The organism is Microbacterium sp. CSI-V (assembly GCF_001984105.1).
GTDB lineage: Bacteria > Actinomycetota > Actinomycetes > Actinomycetales > Microbacteriaceae > Microbacterium.
This window is the reverse complement of record NZ_MTQM01000008.1, coordinates 641,993-663,891: the sequence shown is the minus strand read 5'-3', so window position 1 is coordinate 663,891 and position 21,899 is coordinate 641,993. Positions and strand designations below refer to the sequence as shown.

Genomic DNA, 21,899 nt, shown 5'->3' with positions numbered 1-21,899 from the left:
TCCGGGCCGGGAGGTATCTGGGGCATCCCCCGGCCCGGAGGTCTAGGAGACCGTTTCGCGCTTCCGGCGCTCGGCGCGGGTCTGCGGGATCTCGGGCTCGGCGTGGGCGGCGGCCTCGGCATCCGTCACCTTGGGCTTCCGCGGCCACCAGAACCGGTCGCCCGCGATGAACGCCATGGCGGGGACGATGACCGTGCGCACGAGGAGCGTATCGATGAGCACGCCGATGCAGACGATCACGCCGATCTGGGTGAGGGTGATGAGCGGCAGCACCCCGAGCACGGCGAACACGGCGGCGAGCAGGATGCCGGCGCTCGTGATGACCGCACCGGTCGCGGCGAGCGCGCGGATCATGCCGTTCGTGGTGCCCAGTGTGCGCGTCTCCTCCTGCGCCCGGGTGACGAGGAAGATGCTGTAGTCCACGCCCAGTGCCACCAGGAACAGGAAGCTGAACAGCAGCACGTTCGTGTCGATGGCGGGGAAGCCGAACAGCGGGGTCTGGAAGAGCCACCATGCGGCGCCCACGGCCGAGAAGAAGCTCGCCACCACGGCGATGAGCAGCAGCACGGGCGCGAGGAGCGCCCGCAGCAGGATCACGAGCACGATGAACACGAGCACGAGGATGAGCGGAATGATCAGGTTCTGATCCCGCTGCTGCGCACCGGCGACGTCGAGAGCCTGGGCGTCGAGACCGCCCACGAGCGTCTGGCCGCTGCCGACCCCGTCGAGGTCGGCGCGCAGCCGCTCGATCGTGGCGAACGCCTCGGGCGTCTCGGCGGACGCGTTCAGGGTGACGTCGATGCGCGCCCAGTCGCTCGTCTCCTCGACGAGACGGGCGGAGTCGACCCCTTCGATGCTCCCGGCCGCCTCGAGGACGGCGTCGGCGTCGGCCACCGGGGCCACGACCGTCGCGGGCGACGTCGCCCCCGCCGAGAACGCCTCCGCGAGCACCTCCTGGCCCTTCACGGCGTCGGGCTTCTGCAGGAAGCGGTCGTTCTGCGACAGCCCCGTCTGCACGAAGAACAGGCCGCTGGCCAGGGCTCCGAGCACGACGGCACCGGTGAGGGCGACCACCACGGGGCGCTTGGAGACGCCGCGGCCGAGCTTGCCCCACGGGCTGCGGGCGATCGCGTCGGGCGAGCCGAAGCGCGGGACGTACGGCCAGAACAACCAGCGACCGAACAGCACGAGGGCGGCGGGCAGCACGATGAGGGCGAACGCCATCGCGACGATGACGCCCACGGCGCAGGCGAGCCCGAGCGCACGGTTGCCCGACAGCTCACCCAGGAGCAGGGTGGCCAGGGCCAGCGCGACCGTCGACCCGCTCGCGATGATCGCGGGCCCGGCTCCCCGGACCGCCCGACGCATGGCTTCGCGGCGGTCTTCGGCCAGGCGCAGCTCGTCGCGGTATCGGGCGATGAGCAGCAGGGCGTAGTTCGTTCCCGCGCCGAAGACAAGGACGGACAGGATGCCGGTGACCGAGGCATCCAACTGCACCCCGGCGAGCGCGGCGACGCGGCGGGCGACGATGCCGGCGGACGCGTCGGCGGTGCCGATGACGACGAGCGGGACGAGCCACAGCCAGGGGCTGCGGTACGTGATCAGCAGGAGGACCGCGACGACGATCACGGTGGTCAGCAGCAGCGTGAAGTCGGCGCCGTCGAAGACCGCCGCGATGTCGACCTCGAAGCCCTCGGGACCGGTGAGGTAGGTGTTCACGCCGGTGAGGCCGTCGGCGGCGAGGATGCGGATCTCGTCGGCGCGCTCGCTTTGGGCGGCGACGTCTTCTTCGGGAGTGAGCGGCACGACCAGCAGCGCGACGGTGCCGTCCTCGGACACCTGGGCGGGCGGGATGAACCCGTCGGGGGTGAGGTCGACGAGGTCGCCGAACGCCTTCTGCTGGATCGCGGCGACGGTGTCGGCGGGAAGGGCCTCGCCGTCGTCGGACGCGAACACGAGCAGGGCCGAGGTGGTGTCGGCATCCGGGAAGGTGTCGAGGATCTTCTGCACCTGGACCGACTCAGCCGAGTCGGGGAGCCCTGAACCCGGTGCCGTCTCGGACGAGGAGCCGGAACCGAGCGCGAAGAGAGCGGCGACGCCGGCGAACGCGACGACCAGCACGATCCAGGACGTGCGGGCCGAGGTGAGGAAACGCAGGAAGCCGTTCATCGTCGTCTTTCGCTAGGTTTTGAAGTATCTCGAAAATCGAGATACGAGAAAGGTAGCGTAATTTCGACGTAGGATGCCACTCATGGAAGCGACGGAATCTTCCACGGCCCCCGCCGGTCCGGGGTTCCCTCCCGTGCGGCCCGCGACCGCGCTGGTGCGCGCCCTCTTCAGCGCCGGCACCGAGTTCGAGAAGTCGCTGCAGCACGAGCTCTCCGTCAACCCCACCGGCCTCGACGCCATGGGGCACCTCGTGATGTCGGGCCCGCTCTCGCCCGGCGAGCTCTCCCGCCGCCTCGACCTCACCACCGCCGCGACGACCGCGGCGATCGACCGTCTCGTCGCCCTCGGCCACGTCACCCGCGCGCCCCACCCCACCGATCGTCGCAGCCTGCTGGTCGTGCCGACCGAAGCGTCGGTCCACCGCGCGATGAGCCACCTCGCGCCCATGATCGCCTCGGTGGATGCCGTGCTCGACGACTTCAGCGAAGACGAACAGGCGGTCATCGCCCGCTACCTCGAGCGCGTGGTGGCCTCCTACGGCGTGCCCGTCGACGACGGTACCGCCCGGCCGCGGTAGGGGTCCGGGCGACTACGCCTCGAACAGCACCGAGGTCGCCCGGCGGATGTGCGCCTCGGTGAGGCTCGCGGCACGTTCCGCGTCGCCGTCGAAGATCGCCTCGGCGATGGCGCGGTGCTCGCGCTGCAGCAGCGCCGACTGGTCACCCCAGTCGGCGTTGCGCTCGATCGCGTGCAGCAGCGGGACGCGCACGGCCTCGCGGATCGCCCCCGTCAGCGCGGCGGAGAGACTGCTGCCGGAGGCATCGGCGATCGCCAGATGGAATCGCGTGTCGGCCTCGTTGAACGCTCCGCGGGCGCCGATCGCGGCCTCGCCCGCGGCGAGCGCGGCCTCGATCTCGGCACGGGCGGCGGCGTGGAGGTCGCGCGCGGCCGAGGCAGCGGAGGCGCGCTCGAGAACGATGCGGGCCTCCGTGACGTCGTGGATGGTGAAGTTCGACAGCGCCACGTGCAGACGCAGGAAGCGGGTGAGCGCCTCGCGCGGGAGGGCCGCGACGAAGGTTCCCGCGGCGGCACCGGCGCCGGGCTGCGAGCGCAGCACGCCCTGACTCTCGAGCACCCGAACGGCCTCACGCACACCGGCGCGACTGACCTCGAGGTTCGCGGCGAGCTCGCGCTCGGGCGGGAGGGCGTCCCCGACCTTGAGGGCGCCGGAGAGGATGCGGTCCTCGATGACCTCGATCACCAACTCGTGGGCGCGAGCTTTGCGGACCGGGAGCCAGAGGTCGCCTGCAGCGTCCTCGACGTCGGGAACGGATGCCATGACCTGCCGCCTTCGGGAGTGGGTGTTGACAGCGTATCGGTCCAGCCGTTACCTTGCGTTAGCGGTCTGACCTCTAAAAGGTTGGCGCTTCGCAACAACGTCGTTCGAAGGAAGGCCCCGATGTACACCCCCGAACTCGCGCCGATCGGCGCCAGCATCGTTCTCTCGGCTCTCGTGGCGAGCCTCCCGTTCCTCACGGTGTTCCTCGCCCTCGGCGTGTTGCGGTGGAAGGCGCACTGGGCCGGCCTGTCCGGCCTCGGCGTCGCGCTGCTGGTGGCGGTGTTCGGTTTCCGGATGCCGGTCGACCTCGCCGCGCTCTCCGCGACGCAGGGCTTCGTCTTCGGCCTCTTCCCGATCATGTGGATCGTGCTCAACGCCATCTGGCTGTACGAGCTCACGGTGCGCAGCGGCCGGTTCGAGGATCTCCGCCTGGTCATCAACGCCCTCAGCGACGACCCCCGCATCCAGGCGATCATCATCGCGTTCGGCTTCGGCGGACTCCTGGAGGCGCTCGCCGGCTTCGGCGCACCGGTCGCCATCACGGGCGTCATGCTCATGGCGGTGGGCTTCACCCCGATGCGTGCGGCCGTCATCGTGCTGCTGGCCAACACCGCCCCGGTGGCCTTCGGCGCCGTCGGCACACCGATCGTCACCGCGGGGAGCCTCACCGGAATCGACTACCGCGAGATCGGCGCGTACGTCGGCCACCAGACCCCGCTCGTGGCGCTGTTCGTGCCCTTCATCCTCGTGCTGCTGGCCGACGGCTGGCGGGGGCTCAAGGAGACCTGGCCCGCCGCCCTCACGTTCGGTGCGGTCTTCGCCGTCGCCCAGTGGGTCAGCGCCACCTGGATCTCGGTCGAGCTGACCGACATCGTGGCATCCCTCGCCGGAATCGCCGCCGCCGTCGTGCTGCTGCGCTTCTGGCAGCCCCGCGGCACCGCGGCCGCCCGCGAGCGCCTGCTCAAGGAGCGCGCGACGAGCCTCGTCGGAGCGAGCGTCCCCGGCTCGGGCGGAGGGGCCGGGACGACGGATGCCGAGACCCCGGCCGCGCGTCCGCGGCTCACGCCCCGCACGGTGTTCCTGGCGCTGTTCCCCTACCTGCTGGTGATCGTCGTGTTCTCGCTGGCGAAGCTGTGGACGCCCGTGAAGACGTTCCTCGCCTCGACCGACGTGAAGATCCCGTGGCCCGGCCTGGACGGCAACATCCTGACCGCGAGCGGCAAGGCCGCCGGCTCCACCGTCTACACGTTCGCGTGGCTGTCGTCCGCCGGAAGCCTGCTGATCCTGTGCGGCATCGTCGTCGCGCTCGTCTACCGCCTGCCGCTGCGGGAGGCGGGTCGCGCCTGGATCCAGACGCTCGTGAAGCTCCGCTTCTCACTGCTGACCGTCGGCTCGGTGCTCGCGCTCGCCTACGTCATGAACATGTCGGGCATGACGCTCACGATCGGCGCCTGGATCGCCGGCACGGGCGCGCTCTTCGCCTTCCTCTCCCCGATCCTCGGCTGGTTCGGCACCGCCGTGACCGGCTCCGACACGAGCGCCAACGCCCTGTTCGCCACCCTGCAGCAGAGCGCCGCCCTGCAGGCCGGTATCGACCCGACGCTGCTGGTCGCCGCGAACACCTCCGGCGGTGTCATCGGCAAGATGATCAGCCCGCAGAACCTCGCCATCGCCGCGACCGCCGTCGGCCTCGTGGGTCAGGAGTCCACGATCCTGCGCAAGGTCATCTGGTGGAGCGTCGGCATGCTCGTCGTGATGTGCCTGCTCGTGGGACTGCAGTCGTCGGTCCTGTCCTGGATGCTCCCGTAACCTCCTCCCCCTCTCGAAAGGCACGCCATGTCCGCCGTGACACGCCAGTTCCCCAACCCGGTCGAGCTGCTCGAGCTGATGCAGTTCAAGCGCCCCGACTTCAACGGACGCCGCCGCCGACTGAACTCCGCCCTGACGATCGCCGACCTCCGCGACATCGCGAAGCGTCGCACGCCGGCCGCCGCGTTCGACTACACCGACGGCGCCGCGGACAGCGAAGAGGGCCTCGCCCGCGCCCGCCAGGCCTTCGCCGACGTGGAGTTCCACCCGTCGATCCTGCGCGACGTGTCGCACGTCGACACGAGCTGCCAGATCTTCGGCGGCTCGTCGGCCCTGCCGTTCGGAATCGCCCCCACCGGGTTCACGCGCCTCATGCAGACCGAGGGCGAGATCGCCGGCGCCGGCGCTGCGGGGGCCGCCGGCATCCCGTTCACCCTCTCCACGCTGGGCACGAGCTCGATCGAGTCGGTCAAGGCGGCCAACCCGCAGGGACGCAACTGGTTCCAGCTGTACGTCATGAAGCAGCGCGAGATCTCGTACGCGCTGGTCGAGCGCGCCGCGGCAGCGGGCTTCGACACGCTGTTCTTCACCGTCGACACCCCCGTCGCGGGTGCCCGTCTGCGCGACAAGCGCAACGGCTTCTCGATCCCGCCGCAGCTGAGCGTGTCGACGATCATCGACGCGCTCCCCCGCCCCTGGTGGTGGTGGGACTTCCTCACCACGCCCAAGCTCGAGTTCGCCTCGCTCAGCGCCACCGGCGGCACCGTCGGCGAGCTGCTGAACTCCGCCATGGACCCCTCGATCTCGTTCGACGACCTCGCCGAGATCCGGGCGCTGTGGCCCGGCAAGCTCGTCATCAAGGGCGTGCAGAACGTCGAGGACTCCCGGCGCCTCGCCGACCTGGGCGTGGACGGCATCGTCCTGTCCAACCACGGCGGACGCCAGCTCGACCGTGCCCCCGTGCCGTTCCACCTGCTGCCCGAGGTGGTGCGCGAGGTCGGCGCCGACACCGAGATCGCGATCGACACCGGCATCATGAGCGGCGCCGACATCGTGGCATCCATCGCCCAGGGAGCGAAGTTCACGCTCATCGGCCGCGCATACCTCTACGGGCTGATGGCCGGGGGCCGAGAGGGCGTCGACCGGGCGGTCCAGATCCTCGCCGACCAGGTCGTCCGCACGATGCAGCTGCTACAGGTGACCTCGCTCGCCGAGCTCACGCCCGCGCACGTGACGCAGCTCGAGCGCCTCGTCCCGCGCCGGGCGACCGCCCGGGTCTGACCCGCGCGCCCCGACGTCCCGGCGAGTGTCCAAGACACGCCGTACCGCACGCCCCGCCGACGGCGTGTCTTGGACACTCGACAGCCCGCGAGCCGGTGCTACCGTGCGGGGGTGACTCCGACCCCGCGCCTCATCCACGTCTCGGCCGCGGTCATCACCGACGGCGACGGGCGTCTGCTGCTCGTCCGCAAGGCCGGGACGACCGCGTTCATGCAGCCCGGCGGCAAGCCGGAGCCCGGCGAGACGCCCGCCGAAACCCTCGCGCGCGAACTCGCGGAAGAGGTGGGGCTCCGGGTCGAGCCGGACACCCTCGAGCCGCTCGGCTCCTTCACCGCGACGGCGGCGAACGAACCCGGCTTCGCGGTGGTCGCCGACGTGTTCCGCGTCGACATCGGCGACCAGCAGCCGATCCCGGATGCCGAGATCGCCGAGCTCCGCTGGGTCACCGCCGCGACGGCATCCGGTCTCCAGATCGCCCCGCTCGCGCGGGAGTACTTCCTGCCGGCGTGAGCCGCGCGCGCGTGGCGAGGCGCGAGCGCGTGAGGCGCGAGCGCACACGATCGGGTCGAGCGCACACGAACGGGACACCCGGAACGTGTGCGCTCGACCGGATCGTGTGATCTGGCGCTGGGCGGGCGCCCGTCAGGGGCCGGTGAGGGCGCGCAGCGCCATGCCGGCGAGGATGTCGGACGCATCCGCGGCCACCGCGCTGTGCGGCGTCGAGTTGAGCAGCCCGAAGGTTCCGAGAAGACGGGTCTGACGCTCGGCGGCGTCGAGTTCGGGGCGAACGGATGCCAGCACGACGTCCCACTCCTGCACGTACTGACGCTGCAGGCTCCGCACCGTGTGGTTGACGTCGCTCGGCAGCTGCGCCAGCTCGCGATCCTGGATGCGGATGACGTCGGGGTCGGCCGTGGCGAAGTCGAGGTGGAACCGCACCAGACGCCGGAGCAGCTGGACCGGCGCTCCGGGCTCGGCGACGAGCTCGCGGCATCCCTCCAGCAGCCGCCGGCTGGCGTCGATCAGCACCTCCGCGAGGAGAGCCTCCTTGCTCGGGAAGTAGTTGTACAGCGCCGGACCGCTCATCCCGACGGCGTCGCCCAGCTCGACGGTCGACACCGCGGCGAACCCGCGCTCCGCGAACAACTGCGCGGCCGAGCGCATCAGCGAGGCGCGGCGGTTGGCCTTCTGCGTCGCCCTCCAGGTCGCGGTCACGGCGTCACTCCTCTCGCGGATCTGCTCCGCGCAGCATCTCACGCGCCTGACGGAGGACGGGCTCGTCGATCATCCGTCCGCGGAATCGGAACACCCCCGGCTGCCCCTGCGCCTCTTCCAGGACCGCCCGCGCCCACTCCCGCTCCTCGTCGGTGCTCGCATAAGCGGCCCGGATGACGCCGACCTGGCTCGGGTGGATGCACGCCGTCGCGGTGAAACCCGAGGCCGCGGCATCCTCGCACTCCGCGCGGAGCCCCTCGACGTCGGCGATGTCGAGGTGCACGGCGTCGATCGCGGCGCGGCCGAAGGCGTGCGCGGCGAGCAGCACCGACGAGCGCGCGGCCCGCGCCACATCGCGGTACCGCCCGTCGGCGAAGCGGCTGGAGCGCCCGTTCATGTTCGCGATCAGGTCTTCGGCGCCCCACATGAGGGCGACGGTCGCGGGATGCGCCGCGATCTCGGCGGCGTGCACGATGCCCCGCGCGGTCTCGCACAGCGCGACGACCTCGAAGGCCGCCGTCGCCTCGACGTCGGCGGCCGACTCCGCCTTGGCGAGCATCACGCGGGTGTACCCGGCCGCGCGTGCGGCGTCGAGATCGAGCGCATGCGCACCCGTGGACGCGGGGTTCACCCGCACGATCGTGCGCCCCGGGTCGAGCGGCGTCGCGGCGAGCGCCTCGCGCGCCCGGGCCTTGTCGGCCGGTGCGACGGCATCCTCCAGATCGAGGATCACGGTGTCGGCGGCGGCCGCCGCCTTCGCGTACCGGTCGGGGCGATCGGCGGGGCAGAAGAGCAGCGCGGGGCCGTTCATGAGGGCACCTTTCGGTTCGTGTCGTCTCGGGGTCGTCGTGTCGGCGGGTTCAGTGTCCAAGACACGCCGATGGGTCGCGTCGGCATCCGCGTGTCTTGGACACTCAACGCTCAGGGCGACGCGGCGGGGGCGGGCGGCGCGGGTGCCGCGGGCCGCGCGGAGGCCGGGGCGGGCGGCGCGGGGGCACCGACGGCGGGGGCGGGCGCGACCACGGCGAGCGCCTGCCCGCGCGAGACGACGTCGCCGACCCGCGCGTGCAGCGCGACCGTCCCCGCCACGCTCGACCGCACCACGTGCTCCATCTTCATCGCCTCGACCGCCAGCACGGGGTCGCCCGCTTCCACGGTCGCGCCGTCGGCGACGTGCACCATCACCACGGTGCCGGGCATCGGCGACACGAGCTGCGGGTCGGCATCCGCGGTGGCGTCGGCGCGATGGCTCTCGCGCACGGTGTCGATACGCAGCACCGCGCCCTCGCGGGCGACCCACACGCCCGCGGCGTCGACCGTGGCCGCGAAGGTGTGCACGCGACCACCCAGGTCGACCGTCGCCGTGCCGTCGCCCGACGTCCGCACCCGGGCGGGCAGGACCTCGCCGTCGACGTCGACCGACAGCGCGGCTCCGGCCCCGCGCACGGTGACGATCCGCTCCACCCCGGCGGACGCCAGCCGATGGCGCCGCGGCGCGGGCGACCCGAGCCGCCAGCCGTCGCCGCGGCCCCACGCGCCCGCGGCGAGGGATGCCGATCGCGTCGCGGCATCCAGGAGTACCGCGGCCGCACGGAAGTCGTCGTCGTGCGGGGCGGCGAGCGGCATCCGGTCGAACTCCCGCGCGATCAGCCCGGTGTCGAGGTCGCCCGCGACGACCGCGGGCACCTCGAGCAGCCGCCGGACGAAATCGACGTTCGTCGCGAACCCGAACACCGCCGTCTCGCCGAGCGCCGCGACGAGCCGTCGCCGCGCACTCTCGCGGTCGGGCCCCCACGCGATGATCTTCGCGAGCATCGGGTCGTAGTCGACCGAGACGTCGAGGCCGTCCTCCAGCGCCGTGTCGACGCGGATCCCCTCCCCGACCGGGTGCACCACGCGCGCGACGTGTCCGCCCGTCGGCAGGAATCCGGATGCCGGGTCCTCGGCGTACACGCGCGCCTCGATCGCGTGGCCCGTCAGGGTCACGGCATCCTGGGTCAGGGTCAGGGGCTCGCCGGCGGCGATCCGCAGCTGCTGCTCGACGAGGTCGAGACCCGTGATCTCCTCGGTGACGGGGTGCTCGACCTGCAGGCGCGTGTTCATCTCCATGAAGAAGAACTCGTCGGGCGCATCCGCCGAGACGATGAACTCGACCGTGCCGGCGCCGCGGTAGTCGACGCTGCGGGCCGTCTCGCACGCGGCGGCGCCGATGCGCTCGCGCGTGGCCGCGTCGAGCAGCGGCGACGGGGCCTCTTCGATGACCTTCTGGTGTCGCCGTTGCAGCGAGCACTCGCGCTCGCCCAGGTGCACGACCGCGCCGTGGGCGTCGGCGAGCACCTGCACCTCGATGTGGCGTGGCGTGCGCACGTACCGCTCGAAGAACAGGGTGTCGTCGCCGAAACTCGCGGCCGCCTCTCGGCGGGCCGCCGCGAGGGCTCCCGCGAGGTCCCGCTCGGCCTCGACGACGTGCATGCCCTTGCCCCCACCGCCGGCCGACGGCTTGATGAGCAGCGGATACCCCACCTCGGGTGCGGCCGCGATGAGCTCGGGATCCGTCATCCCCGCCCGGGCGATGCCCGGCACCGTGGGCACCCCGCGCGCCTCGACGGCGTGCTTGGCCGTGATCTTGTCGCCCATGACCGAGATCGCGTCGGCGGTGGGACCGACGAACGCGATGCCCGCCTCCTCGCACGCGCGGGCGAACGCGGCGTTCTCGGCGAGGAAGCCGTACCCGGGGTGGATCGCCTGCGCCCCGGTGTCGCGGGCGGCGCGCAGCACGGCATCCGTGTCGAGGTAGCTCTGGGCGGCGGGGGCGGGACCGAGCCGTACGGCGACGTCGGCGAGGTGGACGTGCCGCGCGTCGGCATCCGCGTCGCTGTAGACGGCGACCGAGCGGATGCCGAGTCGGCGGAGCGTGCGGATGATGCGGCAGGCGATCTCGCCGCGGTTGGCGATGAGGACGGTGTCGAACATGCGGATCACATCCGGAAAACGCCGTAGCCCGGCGCGTCGAGGGGGGTGCGCGCGACGACGTCGAGCGCGAGGGCGAGCACGTCGCGGGTCTGGCTCGGCTCGATGATGCCGTCGTCCCAGAGTCGGGCCGTGGAGTAGTAGGGGCTCCCCTGCTCCTCGTACTGTGCGCGGATCGGTGCCTCGAACGCGGCCTGGTCGTCGGCCGACCATTCGCCGCCGCCCGCCTCGATCTGATCGCGCCGGACGGTGGAGAGGACGGATGCCGCCTGCGGCCCGCCCATCACCGAGACGCGGGCGCCGGGCCACAGCCACAGGAATCGCGGCGAGTACGCGCGGCCGCACATCGAGTAGGTGCCGGCGCCGAACGATCCGCCGACGACGACGGTGAGCTTCGGCACCGACGCGCAGGCGACCGCGTTGACCATCTTGGCGCCGTGCTTGGCGATACCGCCGGACTCGTACTCGCGCCCGACCATGAACCCGGTGATGTTCTGCAGGAACACCAGCGGGATGCCGCGCTGGTCGCACAGCTCGATGAAGTGGGCGCCCTTGAGCGCCGATTCGCCGAACAGCACGCCGTTGTTCGCGATCACGCCGACCCGGTGCCCCTCGATGCGCGCGAACGCGGTGACGAGGGTCTCGCCGTACTCGCGCTTGAACTCGTGGATGCTGTCGGCGTCCACGATCCGCGTGAGGATCTCGCGCGCGTCGTACGGGGCGGTGAGTTCGACCGGCACGACGTCTTCGAGCTCGCTCGCGGGGCGTTCCGGTGCGGGGGCCGGCTCGATTGCGCGGGACTCCGGCGGGCGCAGGGTCGCCACGATGTCGCGGACGATCTGCAGCGCGTGCGCGTCGTTCTCGGCAAGGTGGTCGGTGACTCCCGAGACGCGGGTGTGGACGGCTCCGCCGCCGAGGTCTTCCGCGCTGACGACCTCGCCGGTCGCCGCCTTCACGAGCGGCGGCCCGCCGAGGAAGATCGTGCCCTGGTTGCGGACGATGACCGTCTCGTCGCTCATGGCCGGCACGTACGCCCCGCCCGCCGTGGACGAGCCGAGCACCGCGGCGATCTGCGGGATGCCGTCGCGCGACATCCGCGCCTGGTTGTAGAAGATGCGGCCGAAATGGTCACGGTCGGGGAACACCTCGTCCTGCATCGGCAGGAACGCCCCGCCCGAGTCGACGAGGTACACGCACGGCAGGCGGTTCTCGGCGGCGATCTCCTGCGCCCGGAGGTGCTTCTTCACCGTGATCGGGTAGTAGGTGCCGCCCTTGACCGTCGCGTCGTTGGCGACGACCATGACGTGCCGCCCGTGCACGAGGCCGATCCCGGCCACCACTCCCCCCGCCGGGCAGTCGCCGTCGTACATGTCGAACGCCGCCAGTGGCGCGACCTCGAGGAAGGGGCTCCCCCGATCGAGCAGCGCGTCGATGCGGTCGCGAGCGAGCATCTTGCCCCGCGCGGTATGCCGCTCGCGCGCCCTCTCGGGCCCGCCTCTCGCGATGTCTTCGCGCCGCTCGCGCAGCTGCTCGACGAGCGCGCGGTAGTCCTGCGCCATGACGACCCTCCATTGGGTTATCGATCGGTAATCGGGATTCAGGTTACTGCTCGGTAATCGAGTTGTCGAGGGTGCGGCCGGGGGGTCGCCGCGGGGCGGGTCGCCAAGGCGGTCGAGTGTCCAAGACACGCCGCACCGCCGCCCCCGCCAACGGCGTGTCTTGGACACTCAGCCGTGGGTCGCCCGCCGGGCGGATCGCCGAGCGCGGATCACCGCCGCAGTTCAGTGTCCAAAACACGCGGACGGCATGCCACGGCATCCGCGTGTCTTGGACACCCAACGTCAGCGCACCCCCGGCGCGGCGCCCCGCGAGTGTCCAAGACACGCCGCATCGCCGCCCCCGCCAACGGCGTGTCTTGGACACTGGGCCGCAGGTCGCGCGTGGCCGCGCCCGCGCCGCTCGCCGCCGGGCGGGTCGCCGAGAAGCGGGTCACCGCCGCGGTTCAGTGTCCAAAACACGCGGACAGGATGCCGTGGCATCCGCGTGTCTTGGACACTCAACGTCAGCGCACCCCCGGCGCGGCGCTTCCCGAGTGTCCAAGACACGCCGCATCGCCGACCCCGCCAACGGCGTGTCTTGGACACTGGGCCGCAGGTTGCGCGCAGCCGCAACCCCGCCGACGGCGTGTCCTGGACACTCAGCCGCGGCGCCGGCGCGACCCGCGCCGCGGCGTCACCACGAGCTCTTGCGGTAGTCCTTCAGGAAGATGCCGAACAGGTCTTCGCCGGCCTCGCCGCGCACGATCGGGTCGTACACGCGGGCGGCGCCGTCGACGAGGTCGAGCGGGGCGTGGAAGCCCTCCTCGGCCAGGCGAACCTTGGTGTAGTGCGGGCGCTCGTCGGTGATCCAGCCGGTGTCGACGGCAGTCATCAGGATGCCGTCGGACTCGAACATCTCGCGGGCGCTGGTGCGCGTGAGCATGTTCAGCGCGGCCTTGGCCATGTTGGTGTGCGGGTGTCCGGGACCCTTGTATCCGCGCCCGAACACGCCCTCCATCGCCGAGACGTTGACGATGTACTTCCGCCGCGCCGTCGACGCCGCCATCGCGGGACGCAGCCGGCTGACGAGCAGGAACGGCGCCGTCATGTTCGCCAGCTGCACCTCGAGCATCTCGAGGGGCTCCACCTGGTCGACGTGCTGCGTCCAGCTGTTTATGCGGTCCTCGTCAGGAACGAGGCCGCCGGCGTCGATCGCGGTGCCCGCGGCCAGCCGCTCGAGCGACGACGACCCCGCGGCCATCGCCTCGGCGGTGAGCTCGTCGGCCGTGCGCGCGGCCGACGCGAGGATCGGGTGCGCCGACACCGACTGCGCCAGCGCGAGCGGGTGCGCGTCGTTGGTGTGGCCGAAGGTGAGCAGCTCGGGCAGGGGTCCGTCCGGGAGCGGCGCGAGTTCGGCATCCACCAGGGGTTTGTACGCACCCGGCGAGCGCCGCACGGTCTGCGCGGCGTTGTTGATGAGGATGTCGAGCGGACCCGCGGATGCCACCGACTCGGCGAGTCCGATCACCTGGGCGGGGTCGCGCAGGTCGATGCCGACGATCTTCAGCCGGTGCAGCCAGTCCGCACTGTCGGGTAGCGACGAGAAACGTCGCACCGCGTCGCGCGGGAAGCGCGTCGTGATGGTCGTGTGGGCGCCGTCGCGCAGAAGGCGCAGCGCGATGTACATGCCGATCTTCGCGCGGCCACCGGTGAGGAGTGCGCGTTTGCCGGTGAGGTCGGTGCGCGCGTCGCGCTTGGCGTGGCTCATCGCCGCGCAGTCGGGGCAGAGCTGGTGGTAGAACGCGTCGACGAGCGTGTAGAGCTCTTTGCAGATGTAGCAGTTGCGGGGCTTGATCAGCTCGCCGGCGAAGGGCGTTTCGACGCGGGTCGCGAGCGGGATCCCGCGCGTCTCGTCGTCGATGCGGTCGGCCGCGCCGGTCGCGGTGGCGGCGACGACGGCCTTGTCGGCGTCGGCGATGCGCTGGCGCTTCTCTTTGCGCGACTGCCGCTTGACGTCCTTGTAGAGCTTCCCGGTCTGGCGACGCAGGGCGATGTACGCCGGATCTTCGGGGTCGAGAGCGGCAGCGGCATCGAGCACGCGCAGGGCGATCTCGAGCTCATGAGGATCGATGGATGCCACGCGGCCGGCCTCGCGATCGGGTGTCGGGAGTGTTTCGGGCACGGAAGAGTGTACCGAGGCGCGGCTGGGAGGCGTCCCGGGCATCGGCGCCCGGGGTGCGCGACCGCACCCGATTTCGGTGTCCAAGACACGCGGACGGTACCGCGCGGCATCCGCGTGTCTTGGACACTCAACCCTGCCGGCGCGGTGCCGGCGCCCGTCGGGGCGCGTGCCTTCAGCGCGGTACCGGCGCCGTCGTCAGGGTTTGCCGTTGTCGACCCACCGCGTGTGCGCCTTCAGCGCGTGCGTCACGGCGAGCCGGACGGCGAAGTACACCGCGGCGCCGATCACGGCGATGCCGACGGCCCACGCCAGCAGAAGAACGATCACGTGGAGTCCCCCGATTGCCACCATCCGGCGACTCTAACCGTGACGGTCCGCGGGGCCAAAGGCCCCGGCATCCCGTTCTCAGAACAGGGGATGCCACCGAAACAGGCCGAATCCGGCGGAATCAGCCTGTTCTCAGCGCGGCGCCTGTTCCCGACGCACCGCGTCAGCGCGCCACCGACGTTCGCGCATCGCCACCTTCCCGGCATCCCGTTCCCAGAACAGGGGATGCCACCGAAACAGGCCGAAACCGGCGGAATCAGCCTGTTCCCAGCGCAACGCCTGTTCCCGACGCACCGCGTCAGCGCGCCACCGCGACCGCGGCATCCACCCCACGCGCCGGGCGAGAGGCGCCCCGCCGGTCGGGGTCGAAGCGCAGCAGGACGCGCTGCGCGCGCGTCTCGACACCGCGGTGCAGCACCCACGCGAGGCCGAGCGAGATCGCGAACGCCACCGCGGCGAGCGCGATCGCGCGGGGCCAGTGCAGTTCGGGGTGGCCGTCGGGCCACGCGGACGACACGGATGCGATGACGAGCAGGTGCACGAGGTAGAACGCGAACGACAGGCGCCCGAGCTCTTGCCACACGGGCCCGGCGAGGAACGTCGACGAACGGTGCGCGTCGGCCGACGCGAGCGAGGCGACGAGCAGGGCGAAGCCGCCGACGGTGACGGCGAGGCCGGGGTGGATGTCGGTGCCGGGAATCGCCGGCGCCTCCGACACGGCGTACCCGAGCACCGCGAGAGGCACCGCGAACCGCAGCGGCGCCGGCCGCCACGCGGTCTGCTTCATCAGCAACGCCAGCACCACGCCGAGCACGAACTCGGGCAGGCGAAGAAGAGGGGTGGATGCCGCCGCCATCGGCACGGGCGAGACGGCGGCGATCGCGGGGGCCAGGGCGACGAGCGCCAGCGCCCCCGCCGCGACGGCCCGGAGGATGCGGGCGGACCGCCCGGCGACCAGGCGGATGACGAGCGGGAAGGTCAGGTAGAAGAACGCCTCGCACACCAGCGACCAGCTCGCGGGGTTCCCGGCCTGCCACCAGTCGGGCACCCAGCCGCTGAGGAGGAGCAGGTTCGCGCCGAGCGGTGCGACGCCGTCGGTGCGGATCTCGGGCACCAGCGTCGCCGCGGCGATCACCGCCAGCATCACTCCCACGACGTGCAGCGGATAGATGCGGGCGGCACGGTGCAGCCAGAACGACCGGGCGGACTGCGCCGGCTTGTATCCCCACGCCAGGACGAAGCCCGACAGGATGAAGAACAGCGTCACGCCGGTCTTCCCGGCCTCGAACACGAAACCCCAGACGTCTCCGGCGCGGCCGCCGAAGTACTCCACGGCCATGAGGTGGTGTCCGAAGATGAGCATCGCCGTCAGCCAGCGGAGCCCCGTGAGCGAGGGCAGGTGGCGTGCCGCCGGCGGGCGAGCGGATGCCACGGACCGGACGTCGACACGGGGAGCGGTCGTCGCACTCACGGGCTTCACCTCCGGGGGCACCGGCGCGAGCGAGCGTCGCGCAGACCCGGAAACGTTACCCGTTCGTGATGTGGAGAAGCCTGAGAGCTGCCGGGCTTGACGCGCGCTCCGCCGCCGTGGCATCCCCTCCGCCCGTGTCCCACTCAGGACGGTTCATGTCCCACTTGCTGTCACTCTCGCGCCTCCAGAACAACAGGAACTGGGACGAGGGATGCCGGGACTCCGACCACGATCAGGCGGATCGCGAACCAGATCTCGAACGCGAAGATCGGGAGCGCAGCCGCCGCGGCCACCGCGCCGTTCATCGGGATCACGGACCACAGCTGACCGAGGTCGCTGAGCAGCACGAGGGTGCCGCCGACGAGCGCGAGGGCGGCCAGCACCCTCGGAACGGCCCGCGACGTCCACAGCAGCGATCCGAGGACCACGGAGTTGACCGCGATCACAAGCCCCTGCCCGACGAGGAACGCGGCCGCGTGCACCGACATCGCGGCATCCACCCTCGTTCCCGGAACGAGCAGCGTGCCCACCAACGGCAGCATTCCGGCGAGGATCACGGCGGCCTCGACCACGCGCAGCCCCGCGAACGTCGCGGCCCGCGCGGCGCCCGCCTCCGCGAGCAGGGTCCACAGCAGCACGCCGGTGCCCGCGCAGGCGAGGGCCAGGACGAACTCGAGCGATGCGCCGAGCGCGACGCCGCCCGTCGCGTATGCGGCGACCGCGCCGATCGACGTGACGTGGGTGACGAGGTACAGGATGCCGGCGCTGAGCGCTCGGGTTCGCGATGGGGAGAGCATGGGAATCCTTTCGGTATACGCCGTACACCGACGCAGCGCCGAGCATAGGTGTACGGTGTATACGTGTCAACTCCCCGTCCTCGCCTCGACCGGGAACGCGTCGTGGAGGCTGCGATCGAGCTGGCCGACGCCCGCGGACTCGCCGCCGCGAGCATGCGCGCCGTGGCCGACAGTCTCGGCGTGACACCGATGGCGCTCTACAAGCACGTCGCGGACCGCTCGCAACTCGTCGACGAGATGCTCGACCACGTGCTCGCGAGCACCCCCGACGCTCCCGGCACCGCCGACTGGCGCGGAGCCGTCCGCGCGCGCATCCTCGCGACGCGCGCGCGCCTTCGCGGCCACGGCTGGGCGCGCGAAGCCATCGAGACGCGCGAGCGGGCGACGCCCCGCGTGCTCGCCCACATGGACGCGTTGATGGATGCCATGTTCGCGGGCGGGCTGTCCGCCGATCTCGTCCATCACGCGATGCACGCCCTGAGCACGCGGATGTGGGGATTCACGCGCGACGTCCTCCCGACGCCGACCCTCCCGGACGACCCCGACGAGCGGTCCGCCGCCGTGGCCGGCTACGCCGCGCAGTACCCCGCCATCATCCGCATGGCGACGACCGCGCCCGGAGCGGGCGAGGCATGCGACGAGGACACCGAGTTCGACTTCGCCCTCGACCTCCTGCTCGACGGCGTCGACCGGCTGCACCGCGCGGGCTGGCGATCGGGGCGCTGAGCGCGGTCGCGCGGCGAGCGCCCACGCAATTTCAGCGATCCGCGCAACCTCAGCGGCATCCGCCCCTCGACGACGGAGACAGCGCGAATCACTGAGGGTCCGCCGGGCCCCTCACTCCGCGCGCGGCGCCTGCAGCAGCATCCCGAACGTGCGGAGCGTGTCGCTCAGTCCGACGGAGGCGTCGAGCAGCCACTGGATCTGCAGACCGTCGGATGCCGCGATGAGCAGGGCCGCGAGGTGGTCGGCGGACACGTCGTCGCGGATGCGCCCCTCCGCCTGCTGTTCCCGGAACGTCGCGCCGAGTTCGGCGCGCAGCCGCTCGAAACGGCTGGTGAAGTAGTCCTTGCCGACGCCGCTGTCGACCTCGAGCGCGGCGGCGACGAGCGTGGAGTAGAGCTGCACGAAGCCCGGCACCTCGACGTTGGCGGTCGCCGCGGCGATCATCTCCTCGACGCCCCGTTCGACCGGGCGCGCCGCCTCGTCCTCGCCCTGCTTGGCGGCGGCGTGGTCGTAGACGGCGACGAGGAGCTGCTCGCGCGAGTCGAAGTAGTGCAGCAGCGCGGCGTGCGAGACGCCGATCGACTCGGCGATGCGCCGGAGCGATGTGCCGTCGGCCCCGCGTCGGCGGAACACCTCGATGGCGCGGTCGAGGATCTCCTGCCGCCGCTCGACGCCCCGGCGCCGCTGGCCGGGTCGGCCGATCGTGGCATCCTCGCTCATCCGCCCACCTTCTCGCATCCGTCGGGACTAGCGTAACCTCCACATGGAGGTTAGAGTGTCGGCACGGCCCCTTCGGCCCTCAACGACGATCTGTAGAAGGACTCCGATGACCCCCTCCCTCCCCGAAGCCTCGGTGCAGCTATACACGCTGGCATCCGAGTTCTCGGCCGACATGTCGGGTTCGCTCGACAAGCTCGCCGCCCTCGGCCTCCGCAACGTCGAGGCGTTCGCGTTCGTCGACCGTCCCGCCGAGATCCGGGCGGCCCTGGATGCCAGCGGCCTGGCCTCCCCCACCGGCCACGCCCCGCTGCTCAGCGACGAGCTGTGGACCCCCGACGGCTCGATCCCGACGCCCGCACCCGAGGTGGTGTTCGAGGCGGCCGCGACCATCGGCATCCAGACGGTCATCGACCCGTTCGTCGCGGCGGACCGCTGGCTCACCGAGGACGGGGTCGCCGACATCGCCGAGCGTCTCAACCGCGCCGCCGACGTGGCCGCGACCTTCGGCCTGTCCGTCGGCTACCACAACCACGCGCAGGAGTTCGTGGCCGACTTCGGCGGCCAGACCGCCTACGAGCGGTTCGTGGAGCTCACCGACGCGCGCGTACAGCTCGAGCTCGATCTCTTCTGGGCGCTGACCGGCGGCCAGGACGTGCCCGCGCTCGTCGCGAAGCTCGGCGACCGGCTGACCGCCGTGCACGTGAAGGACGGCGTGGTCCCGGCATCCAACCCCTGGGGTCCGGATGCCGGCGAGCTGTCGACCGCGGTCCTCGACCAGCGCCACGCGGGCACCGCGGACGTGCCCCTCGCCGAAGCGCTGCGCGCGGGCAGCGGCATCCGCTACGCCGTCATCGAGTACGACCGCGCGCCCGGCGACGTGTTCGCCGACATCGCCGCGAGCCTGGCCTTCCTCAAGGACGGCGGGTTCGTCGCATGAGCCGGCCGCTCGGAGTCGGCGTCATCGGCGCCGGCGTCATCAGCCAGACGTACCTCGAGAACCTGACGTCGTTCCCCGATGTGAACGTCGTCGCGGTCGGCGACCTGCTGCCCGACCGCGCCCGCGCGAAGGCCGACGAGCACGGCGTCGCCGCGGCCGGCACCCCCGACGACGTCCTGTCGAACCCCGACGTCGATCTGGTCGTGAACCTCACGATCCCGCAGGTGCACGTCGAGGTGTCGTCGGCGGCGATCGCCGCGGGCAAGCACGTGTGGACCGAGAAGCCGATCGGCCTCGACCGCGACGCGACGCGCGAACTCCTCGCGCAGGCGGATGCCGCGGGCGTGCGCATCGGCTCGGCACCCGACACCCTCCTCGGACCCGCCTTCCAGACGGCCAAGCGCGCCATCCAGAACGGCGTGATCGGCGAGCCGCTGTTCGTGCAGACGTCGTTCCAGACGCAGGGCCCCGACCTGTGGCATCCGGACCCCGCGTTCCTCTTCGCCCGCGGCGCGGGACCCCTGCTCGACATGGGTCCGTACTACTTCTCGGCGCTCGTGAGCCTGCTCGGCCCGATTGCGGCCGTCACCGCGCGCGGCTCGCGTCCGCGTCTCGAGCGGACGATCCACACCGGCCCCCGCGCCGGCCAGACGTTCCCGGTCGAGGTGCCGTCGACGGTGCAGGTGCTGACGTCGTTCGCCGCGGGCCAGCACGGCACGCATCTGCTGAGCTTCGACTCCGCGCTCGAACGTCACGGCGTCGTCGAGATCCACGGGTCCGAGGGCACGATCGTGCTCGCCGACCCGAACCGCTTCGAGGGACGCATCGCGTACGTGAAGCCGCTCGGCGTCTTCCGCGACGGCATGAAGACCGAGCAGGAGTGGATCGAGATCCCCAACGAGGGCGTCGTCGTCGGCCGCGGACTCGGCGTGCTCGACATGGCCCGCTCGATCGCCGCCGACCGCCCGCACATCGCCACGGGCGAGCTCGGATTCCACGTGCTCGACGTCATGCTGTCGGCCGAGGAGTCCTCCGCCACCGGCCGGACGCTCGAGATCGACAGCACCGTGGCGCCTGTGCCGCTGCTCGACGAGGGCTTCGACCCCTTCGCGTCGACGCTGTAACCGGCGCGCGCCTCCCGCCCTGTGGTGTCCTGTGGATGCCGCGGGGCGGGGGTGTTTTCGGGGGCGTGCGCGGTGCCCGGATGCCGGTCGGCGGATGCCGCGACGCCGCGCGAGCGGAGGAGATTCGACGCAGGGAGGGCGGTGGTCCTGGCATCCATCCTCCGCTCCGCGAATCACCTCCCGTCGAAGACCTACGCCAGCAGGTCCCGCAGGTGCGTGTACTCCTCCGCCATGCCCGGGTTCGCCCGCCGCGGATCGTCCGACTCGCCGGTCCGTCGCACGTCGGCGAGGTACCGACAGTCGGCCTCCCACCGTGCGAACGCGTCCGTGCCGACGGCGCCGTGCCCCGGGATCACCACCCGAGCAGCCCGCGCATACGGCTCCAGCACCTCGAGCGCCCGTTCGTACGCGGGCACGTCGTCCGGCCAGAACGGCAACGGCAGCTCGACATCGCTCAGCATGTCGCCGGCGACGAGCACCCGCGGCCCGGGCAACCACACCGCCGTGTGCCCCGGCGCGTGTCCGTCGTGCACGACGAGGTCGACCTCGAACGTCGGGGAGCCGGCATCCACCCGTCCCATCAACTCAACCAGCTCGGCCGGGAACTCCGCACCGAGCGCGGCGACCAACGCGTTCCGCTCGACGGCCGCGAGCTCGGCCGTCCGCGCCGACGCCCACCGCGGCACGTCACCGAACCCCGGATGCCACAGCAGATGGTCGTGATGCGCATGAGTCGCGAACCCTTCGGCGACGACCAGCCCGATTTCCCGCAGCGCCGCGGCGAGCGCGTCGAGTTCTTCCGGCATCCACGCCGGATCGATCAGCAGGGCACGACCGCCCTCGACGACCACCGTCGACGTCGTCTGCATGACCCGACTGGTGGCGACGAACACCCCGGGCGCGACCTCGCGGAGGCGGCGTGGGGACGACATCACGCGGCCGCGTCGATCACGCAGAAGCGATTGCCCTCGGGGTCCTGCAGGATCACGTAGTCCGCGTCGGCGGGCCTGCCGTCCCACTCCACCTCGGTCGCACCGAGCCCCACGAGTCGACGCACCTCCGCGGCCTGGTCGTCGGCGTAAAGGTCGAGGTGGATCCGCGGCGGAAGGACCCGCTCCGAACGCTGCGCGTCGAGCGAGACGTTCGGCCCGGCGCCATCGGCCGCTCGCAGCAGCGCGAAGTCGTCGTCGATCGGCTCGCGCACGGTGTATCCGAGGGCCGCCGACCAGAACCGGATCTGGGCATGCAGATCATCGACGCGGATGACGATCGACCCGATCACGAGCATGCCGTC

At 71.7% G+C, this 21,899-nt stretch carries 20 protein-coding genes; 7 read left to right on the top strand and 13 right to left on the bottom strand.

What is annotated here, in order from left to right:
* Positions 1-42: 42 nt before the first annotated feature.
* The gene (locus tag CSIV_RS09615; RefSeq protein WP_083735088.1) at positions 43-2,169 is read right to left on the bottom strand and encodes an MMPL family transporter; all 2,127 of its coding nucleotides are present in this window, start codon (positions 2,167-2,169) and stop codon (positions 43-45) included.
* Positions 2,170-2,251: 82 nt separating this feature from the next.
* Here CSIV_RS09615 and CSIV_RS09610 point away from each other — a divergent pair, with 82 nt between their 5' ends.
* Positions 2,252-2,746: a MarR family winged helix-turn-helix transcriptional regulator gene (locus CSIV_RS09610; RefSeq protein WP_139340663.1), complete on the top strand. Its 495-nt coding sequence runs from the start codon at positions 2,252-2,254 to the stop codon at positions 2,744-2,746.
* A 12-nt stretch (positions 2,747-2,758) separates the two neighbouring features.
* On the opposite strand, the gene CSIV_RS09605 is transcribed toward CSIV_RS09610, so the two are convergent.
* Positions 2,759-3,508 (bottom strand): FadR/GntR family transcriptional regulator, encoded by a 750-nt coding sequence (locus CSIV_RS09605; RefSeq protein WP_077051147.1) that lies wholly within the window; start codon positions 3,506-3,508, stop codon positions 2,759-2,761.
* A 120-nt stretch (positions 3,509-3,628) separates the two neighbouring features.
* Between CSIV_RS09605 and CSIV_RS09600 the strand changes: the two genes are divergently transcribed.
* The 3 genes from CSIV_RS09600 (at position 3,629) to CSIV_RS09590 (ending at position 7,108) form a co-directional block, all read left to right on the top strand.
* Positions 3,629-5,317 carry an L-lactate permease gene (locus CSIV_RS09600; protein ID WP_077051146.1) on the top strand — a complete coding sequence of 563 codons (1,689 nt, stop codon included), beginning with the start codon at positions 3,629-3,631 and terminating at the stop codon, positions 5,315-5,317.
* A gap of 27 nt (positions 5,318-5,344) precedes the next feature.
* On the top strand, positions 5,345-6,598 hold the full coding sequence (locus tag CSIV_RS09595; RefSeq protein ID WP_077051145.1) for an alpha-hydroxy acid oxidase: 1,254 nt from the start codon (positions 5,345-5,347) through the stop codon (positions 6,596-6,598).
* A gap of 111 nt (positions 6,599-6,709) precedes the next feature.
* Complete coding sequence (locus tag CSIV_RS09590; protein ID WP_077051144.1) at positions 6,710-7,108, top strand: NUDIX hydrolase; 399 nt, start codon at positions 6,710-6,712, stop codon at positions 7,106-7,108.
* 132 nt (positions 7,109-7,240) lie between these two features.
* Here CSIV_RS09590 and CSIV_RS09585 read toward each other — a convergent pair whose 3' ends face one another.
* The 8 genes from CSIV_RS09585 to CSIV_RS09555 all read right to left on the bottom strand — a co-directional run bounded on the left by CSIV_RS09585 (position 7,241) and on the right by CSIV_RS09555 (position 17,098).
* Positions 7,241-7,813, bottom strand: coding sequence for a TetR/AcrR family transcriptional regulator (locus CSIV_RS09585; protein WP_238592360.1), 573 nt, complete (start codon positions 7,811-7,813; stop codon positions 7,241-7,243).
* A 4-nt stretch (positions 7,814-7,817) separates the two neighbouring features.
* A complete protein-coding gene (locus tag CSIV_RS09580; protein WP_077051143.1) occupies positions 7,818-8,624 on the bottom strand; it encodes an HpcH/HpaI aldolase/citrate lyase family protein in 807 nt (268 codons plus the stop codon).
* Between the two features lie 110 nt (positions 8,625-8,734).
* On the bottom strand, positions 8,735-10,786 hold the full coding sequence (locus tag CSIV_RS09575) for an ATP-binding protein (RefSeq protein ID WP_077051398.1): 2,052 nt from the start codon (positions 10,784-10,786) through the stop codon (positions 8,735-8,737).
* 5 nt (positions 10,787-10,791) lie between these two features.
* Positions 10,792-12,342, bottom strand: coding sequence for a carboxyl transferase domain-containing protein (locus tag CSIV_RS09570; protein WP_077051142.1), 1,551 nt, complete (start codon positions 12,340-12,342; stop codon positions 10,792-10,794).
* A gap of 673 nt (positions 12,343-13,015) precedes the next feature.
* The gene (locus CSIV_RS09565) at positions 13,016-14,545 is read right to left on the bottom strand and encodes an SDR family oxidoreductase (RefSeq protein WP_237488910.1); all 1,530 of its coding nucleotides are present in this window, start codon (positions 14,543-14,545) and stop codon (positions 13,016-13,018) included.
* Positions 14,546-14,698: 153 nt separating this feature from the next.
* Positions 14,699-14,854, bottom strand: coding sequence for a hypothetical protein (locus CSIV_RS18380; protein WP_160897622.1), 156 nt, complete (start codon positions 14,852-14,854; stop codon positions 14,699-14,701).
* Positions 14,855-15,128: 274 nt separating this feature from the next.
* Positions 15,129-16,301, bottom strand: a complete 1,173-nt coding sequence (locus tag CSIV_RS09560; RefSeq protein WP_175627591.1) for an acyltransferase family protein — start codon at positions 16,299-16,301, stop codon at positions 15,129-15,131.
* A gap of 170 nt (positions 16,302-16,471) precedes the next feature.
* Positions 16,472-17,098, bottom strand: a complete 627-nt coding sequence (locus CSIV_RS09555) for a DUF4386 domain-containing protein (RefSeq protein WP_077051139.1) — start codon at positions 17,096-17,098, stop codon at positions 16,472-16,474.
* A 63-nt stretch (positions 17,099-17,161) separates the two neighbouring features.
* On the opposite strand from CSIV_RS09555, the gene CSIV_RS09550 reads away from it, so the two are divergent.
* Positions 17,162-17,824: a TetR/AcrR family transcriptional regulator gene (locus tag CSIV_RS09550; RefSeq protein ID WP_077051397.1), complete on the top strand. Its 663-nt coding sequence runs from the start codon at positions 17,162-17,164 to the stop codon at positions 17,822-17,824.
* Between the two features lie 111 nt (positions 17,825-17,935).
* On the opposite strand, the gene CSIV_RS09545 is transcribed toward CSIV_RS09550, so the two are convergent.
* Positions 17,936-18,544 (bottom strand): TetR/AcrR family transcriptional regulator, encoded by a 609-nt coding sequence (locus tag CSIV_RS09545; protein ID WP_238592359.1) that lies wholly within the window; start codon positions 18,542-18,544, stop codon positions 17,936-17,938.
* 106 nt (positions 18,545-18,650) lie between these two features.
* On the opposite strand from CSIV_RS09545, the gene CSIV_RS09540 reads away from it, so the two are divergent.
* Positions 18,651-19,481, top strand: coding sequence for a sugar phosphate isomerase/epimerase family protein (locus tag CSIV_RS09540; protein ID WP_077051137.1), 831 nt, complete (start codon positions 18,651-18,653; stop codon positions 19,479-19,481).
* The gene (locus CSIV_RS09535; RefSeq protein WP_077051136.1) at positions 19,478-20,605 is read left to right on the top strand and encodes a Gfo/Idh/MocA family protein; all 1,128 of its coding nucleotides are present in this window, start codon (positions 19,478-19,480) and stop codon (positions 20,603-20,605) included. Before CSIV_RS09540 ends, CSIV_RS09535 begins: the two co-directional genes overlap by 4 nt.
* Positions 20,606-20,796: 191 nt before the next feature.
* Here CSIV_RS09535 and CSIV_RS09530 read toward each other — a convergent pair whose 3' ends face one another.
* The gene (locus tag CSIV_RS09530) at positions 20,797-21,537 is read right to left on the bottom strand and encodes an MBL fold metallo-hydrolase (protein ID WP_077051135.1); all 741 of its coding nucleotides are present in this window, start codon (positions 21,535-21,537) and stop codon (positions 20,797-20,799) included.
* Positions 21,537-21,893 (bottom strand): VOC family protein, encoded by a 357-nt coding sequence (locus CSIV_RS09525; RefSeq protein WP_077051134.1) that lies wholly within the window; start codon positions 21,891-21,893, stop codon positions 21,537-21,539. The genes CSIV_RS09530 and CSIV_RS09525 overlap by 1 nt, the downstream gene beginning before the upstream one ends.
* Positions 21,894-21,899: the final 6 nt, after the last annotated feature.

Coding starts and splice junctions, on each gene's coding strand:
- CSIV_RS18380 (WP_160897622.1), bottom strand. CDS start 14,854: ATGGTGGCAATCGGGGGACTCCACGTGATCGTTCTTCTGCTGGCGTGG.
- CSIV_RS09615 (WP_083735088.1), bottom strand. CDS start 2,169: ATGAACGGCTTCCTGCGTTTCCTCACCTCGGCCCGCACGTCCTGGATC.
- CSIV_RS09575 (WP_077051398.1), bottom strand. CDS start 10,786: ATGTTCGACACCGTCCTCATCGCCAACCGCGGCGAGATCGCCTGCCGC.
- CSIV_RS09525 (WP_077051134.1), bottom strand. CDS start 21,893: ATGCTCGTGATCGGGTCGATCGTCATCCGCGTCGATGATCTGCATGCC.
- CSIV_RS09535 (WP_077051136.1), top strand. CDS start 19,478: ATGAGCCGGCCGCTCGGAGTCGGCGTCATCGGCGCCGGCGTCATCAGC.
- CSIV_RS09570 (WP_077051142.1), bottom strand. CDS start 12,342: ATGGCGCAGGACTACCGCGCGCTCGTCGAGCAGCTGCGCGAGCGGCGC.
- CSIV_RS09610 (WP_139340663.1), top strand. CDS start 2,252: ATGGAAGCGACGGAATCTTCCACGGCCCCCGCCGGTCCGGGGTTCCCT.
- CSIV_RS09605 (WP_077051147.1), bottom strand. CDS start 3,508: ATGGCATCCGTTCCCGACGTCGAGGACGCTGCAGGCGACCTCTGGCTC.
- CSIV_RS09595 (WP_077051145.1), top strand. CDS start 5,345: ATGTCCGCCGTGACACGCCAGTTCCCCAACCCGGTCGAGCTGCTCGAG.
- CSIV_RS09600 (WP_077051146.1), top strand. CDS start 3,629: ATGTACACCCCCGAACTCGCGCCGATCGGCGCCAGCATCGTTCTCTCG.
- CSIV_RS09580 (WP_077051143.1), bottom strand. CDS start 8,624: ATGAACGGCCCCGCGCTGCTCTTCTGCCCCGCCGATCGCCCCGACCGG.
- CSIV_RS09545 (WP_238592359.1), bottom strand. CDS start 18,544: ATGAGCGAGGATGCCACGATCGGCCGACCCGGCCAGCGGCGCCGGGGC.
- CSIV_RS09555 (WP_077051139.1), bottom strand. CDS start 17,098: ATGCTCTCCCCATCGCGAACCCGAGCGCTCAGCGCCGGCATCCTGTAC.
- CSIV_RS09565 (WP_237488910.1), bottom strand. CDS start 14,545: ATGCCCGGGACGCCTCCCAGCCGCGCCTCGGTACACTCTTCCGTGCCC.
- CSIV_RS09540 (WP_077051137.1), top strand. CDS start 18,651: ATGACCCCCTCCCTCCCCGAAGCCTCGGTGCAGCTATACACGCTGGCA.
- CSIV_RS09530 (WP_077051135.1), bottom strand. CDS start 21,537: ATGTCGTCCCCACGCCGCCTCCGCGAGGTCGCGCCCGGGGTGTTCGTC.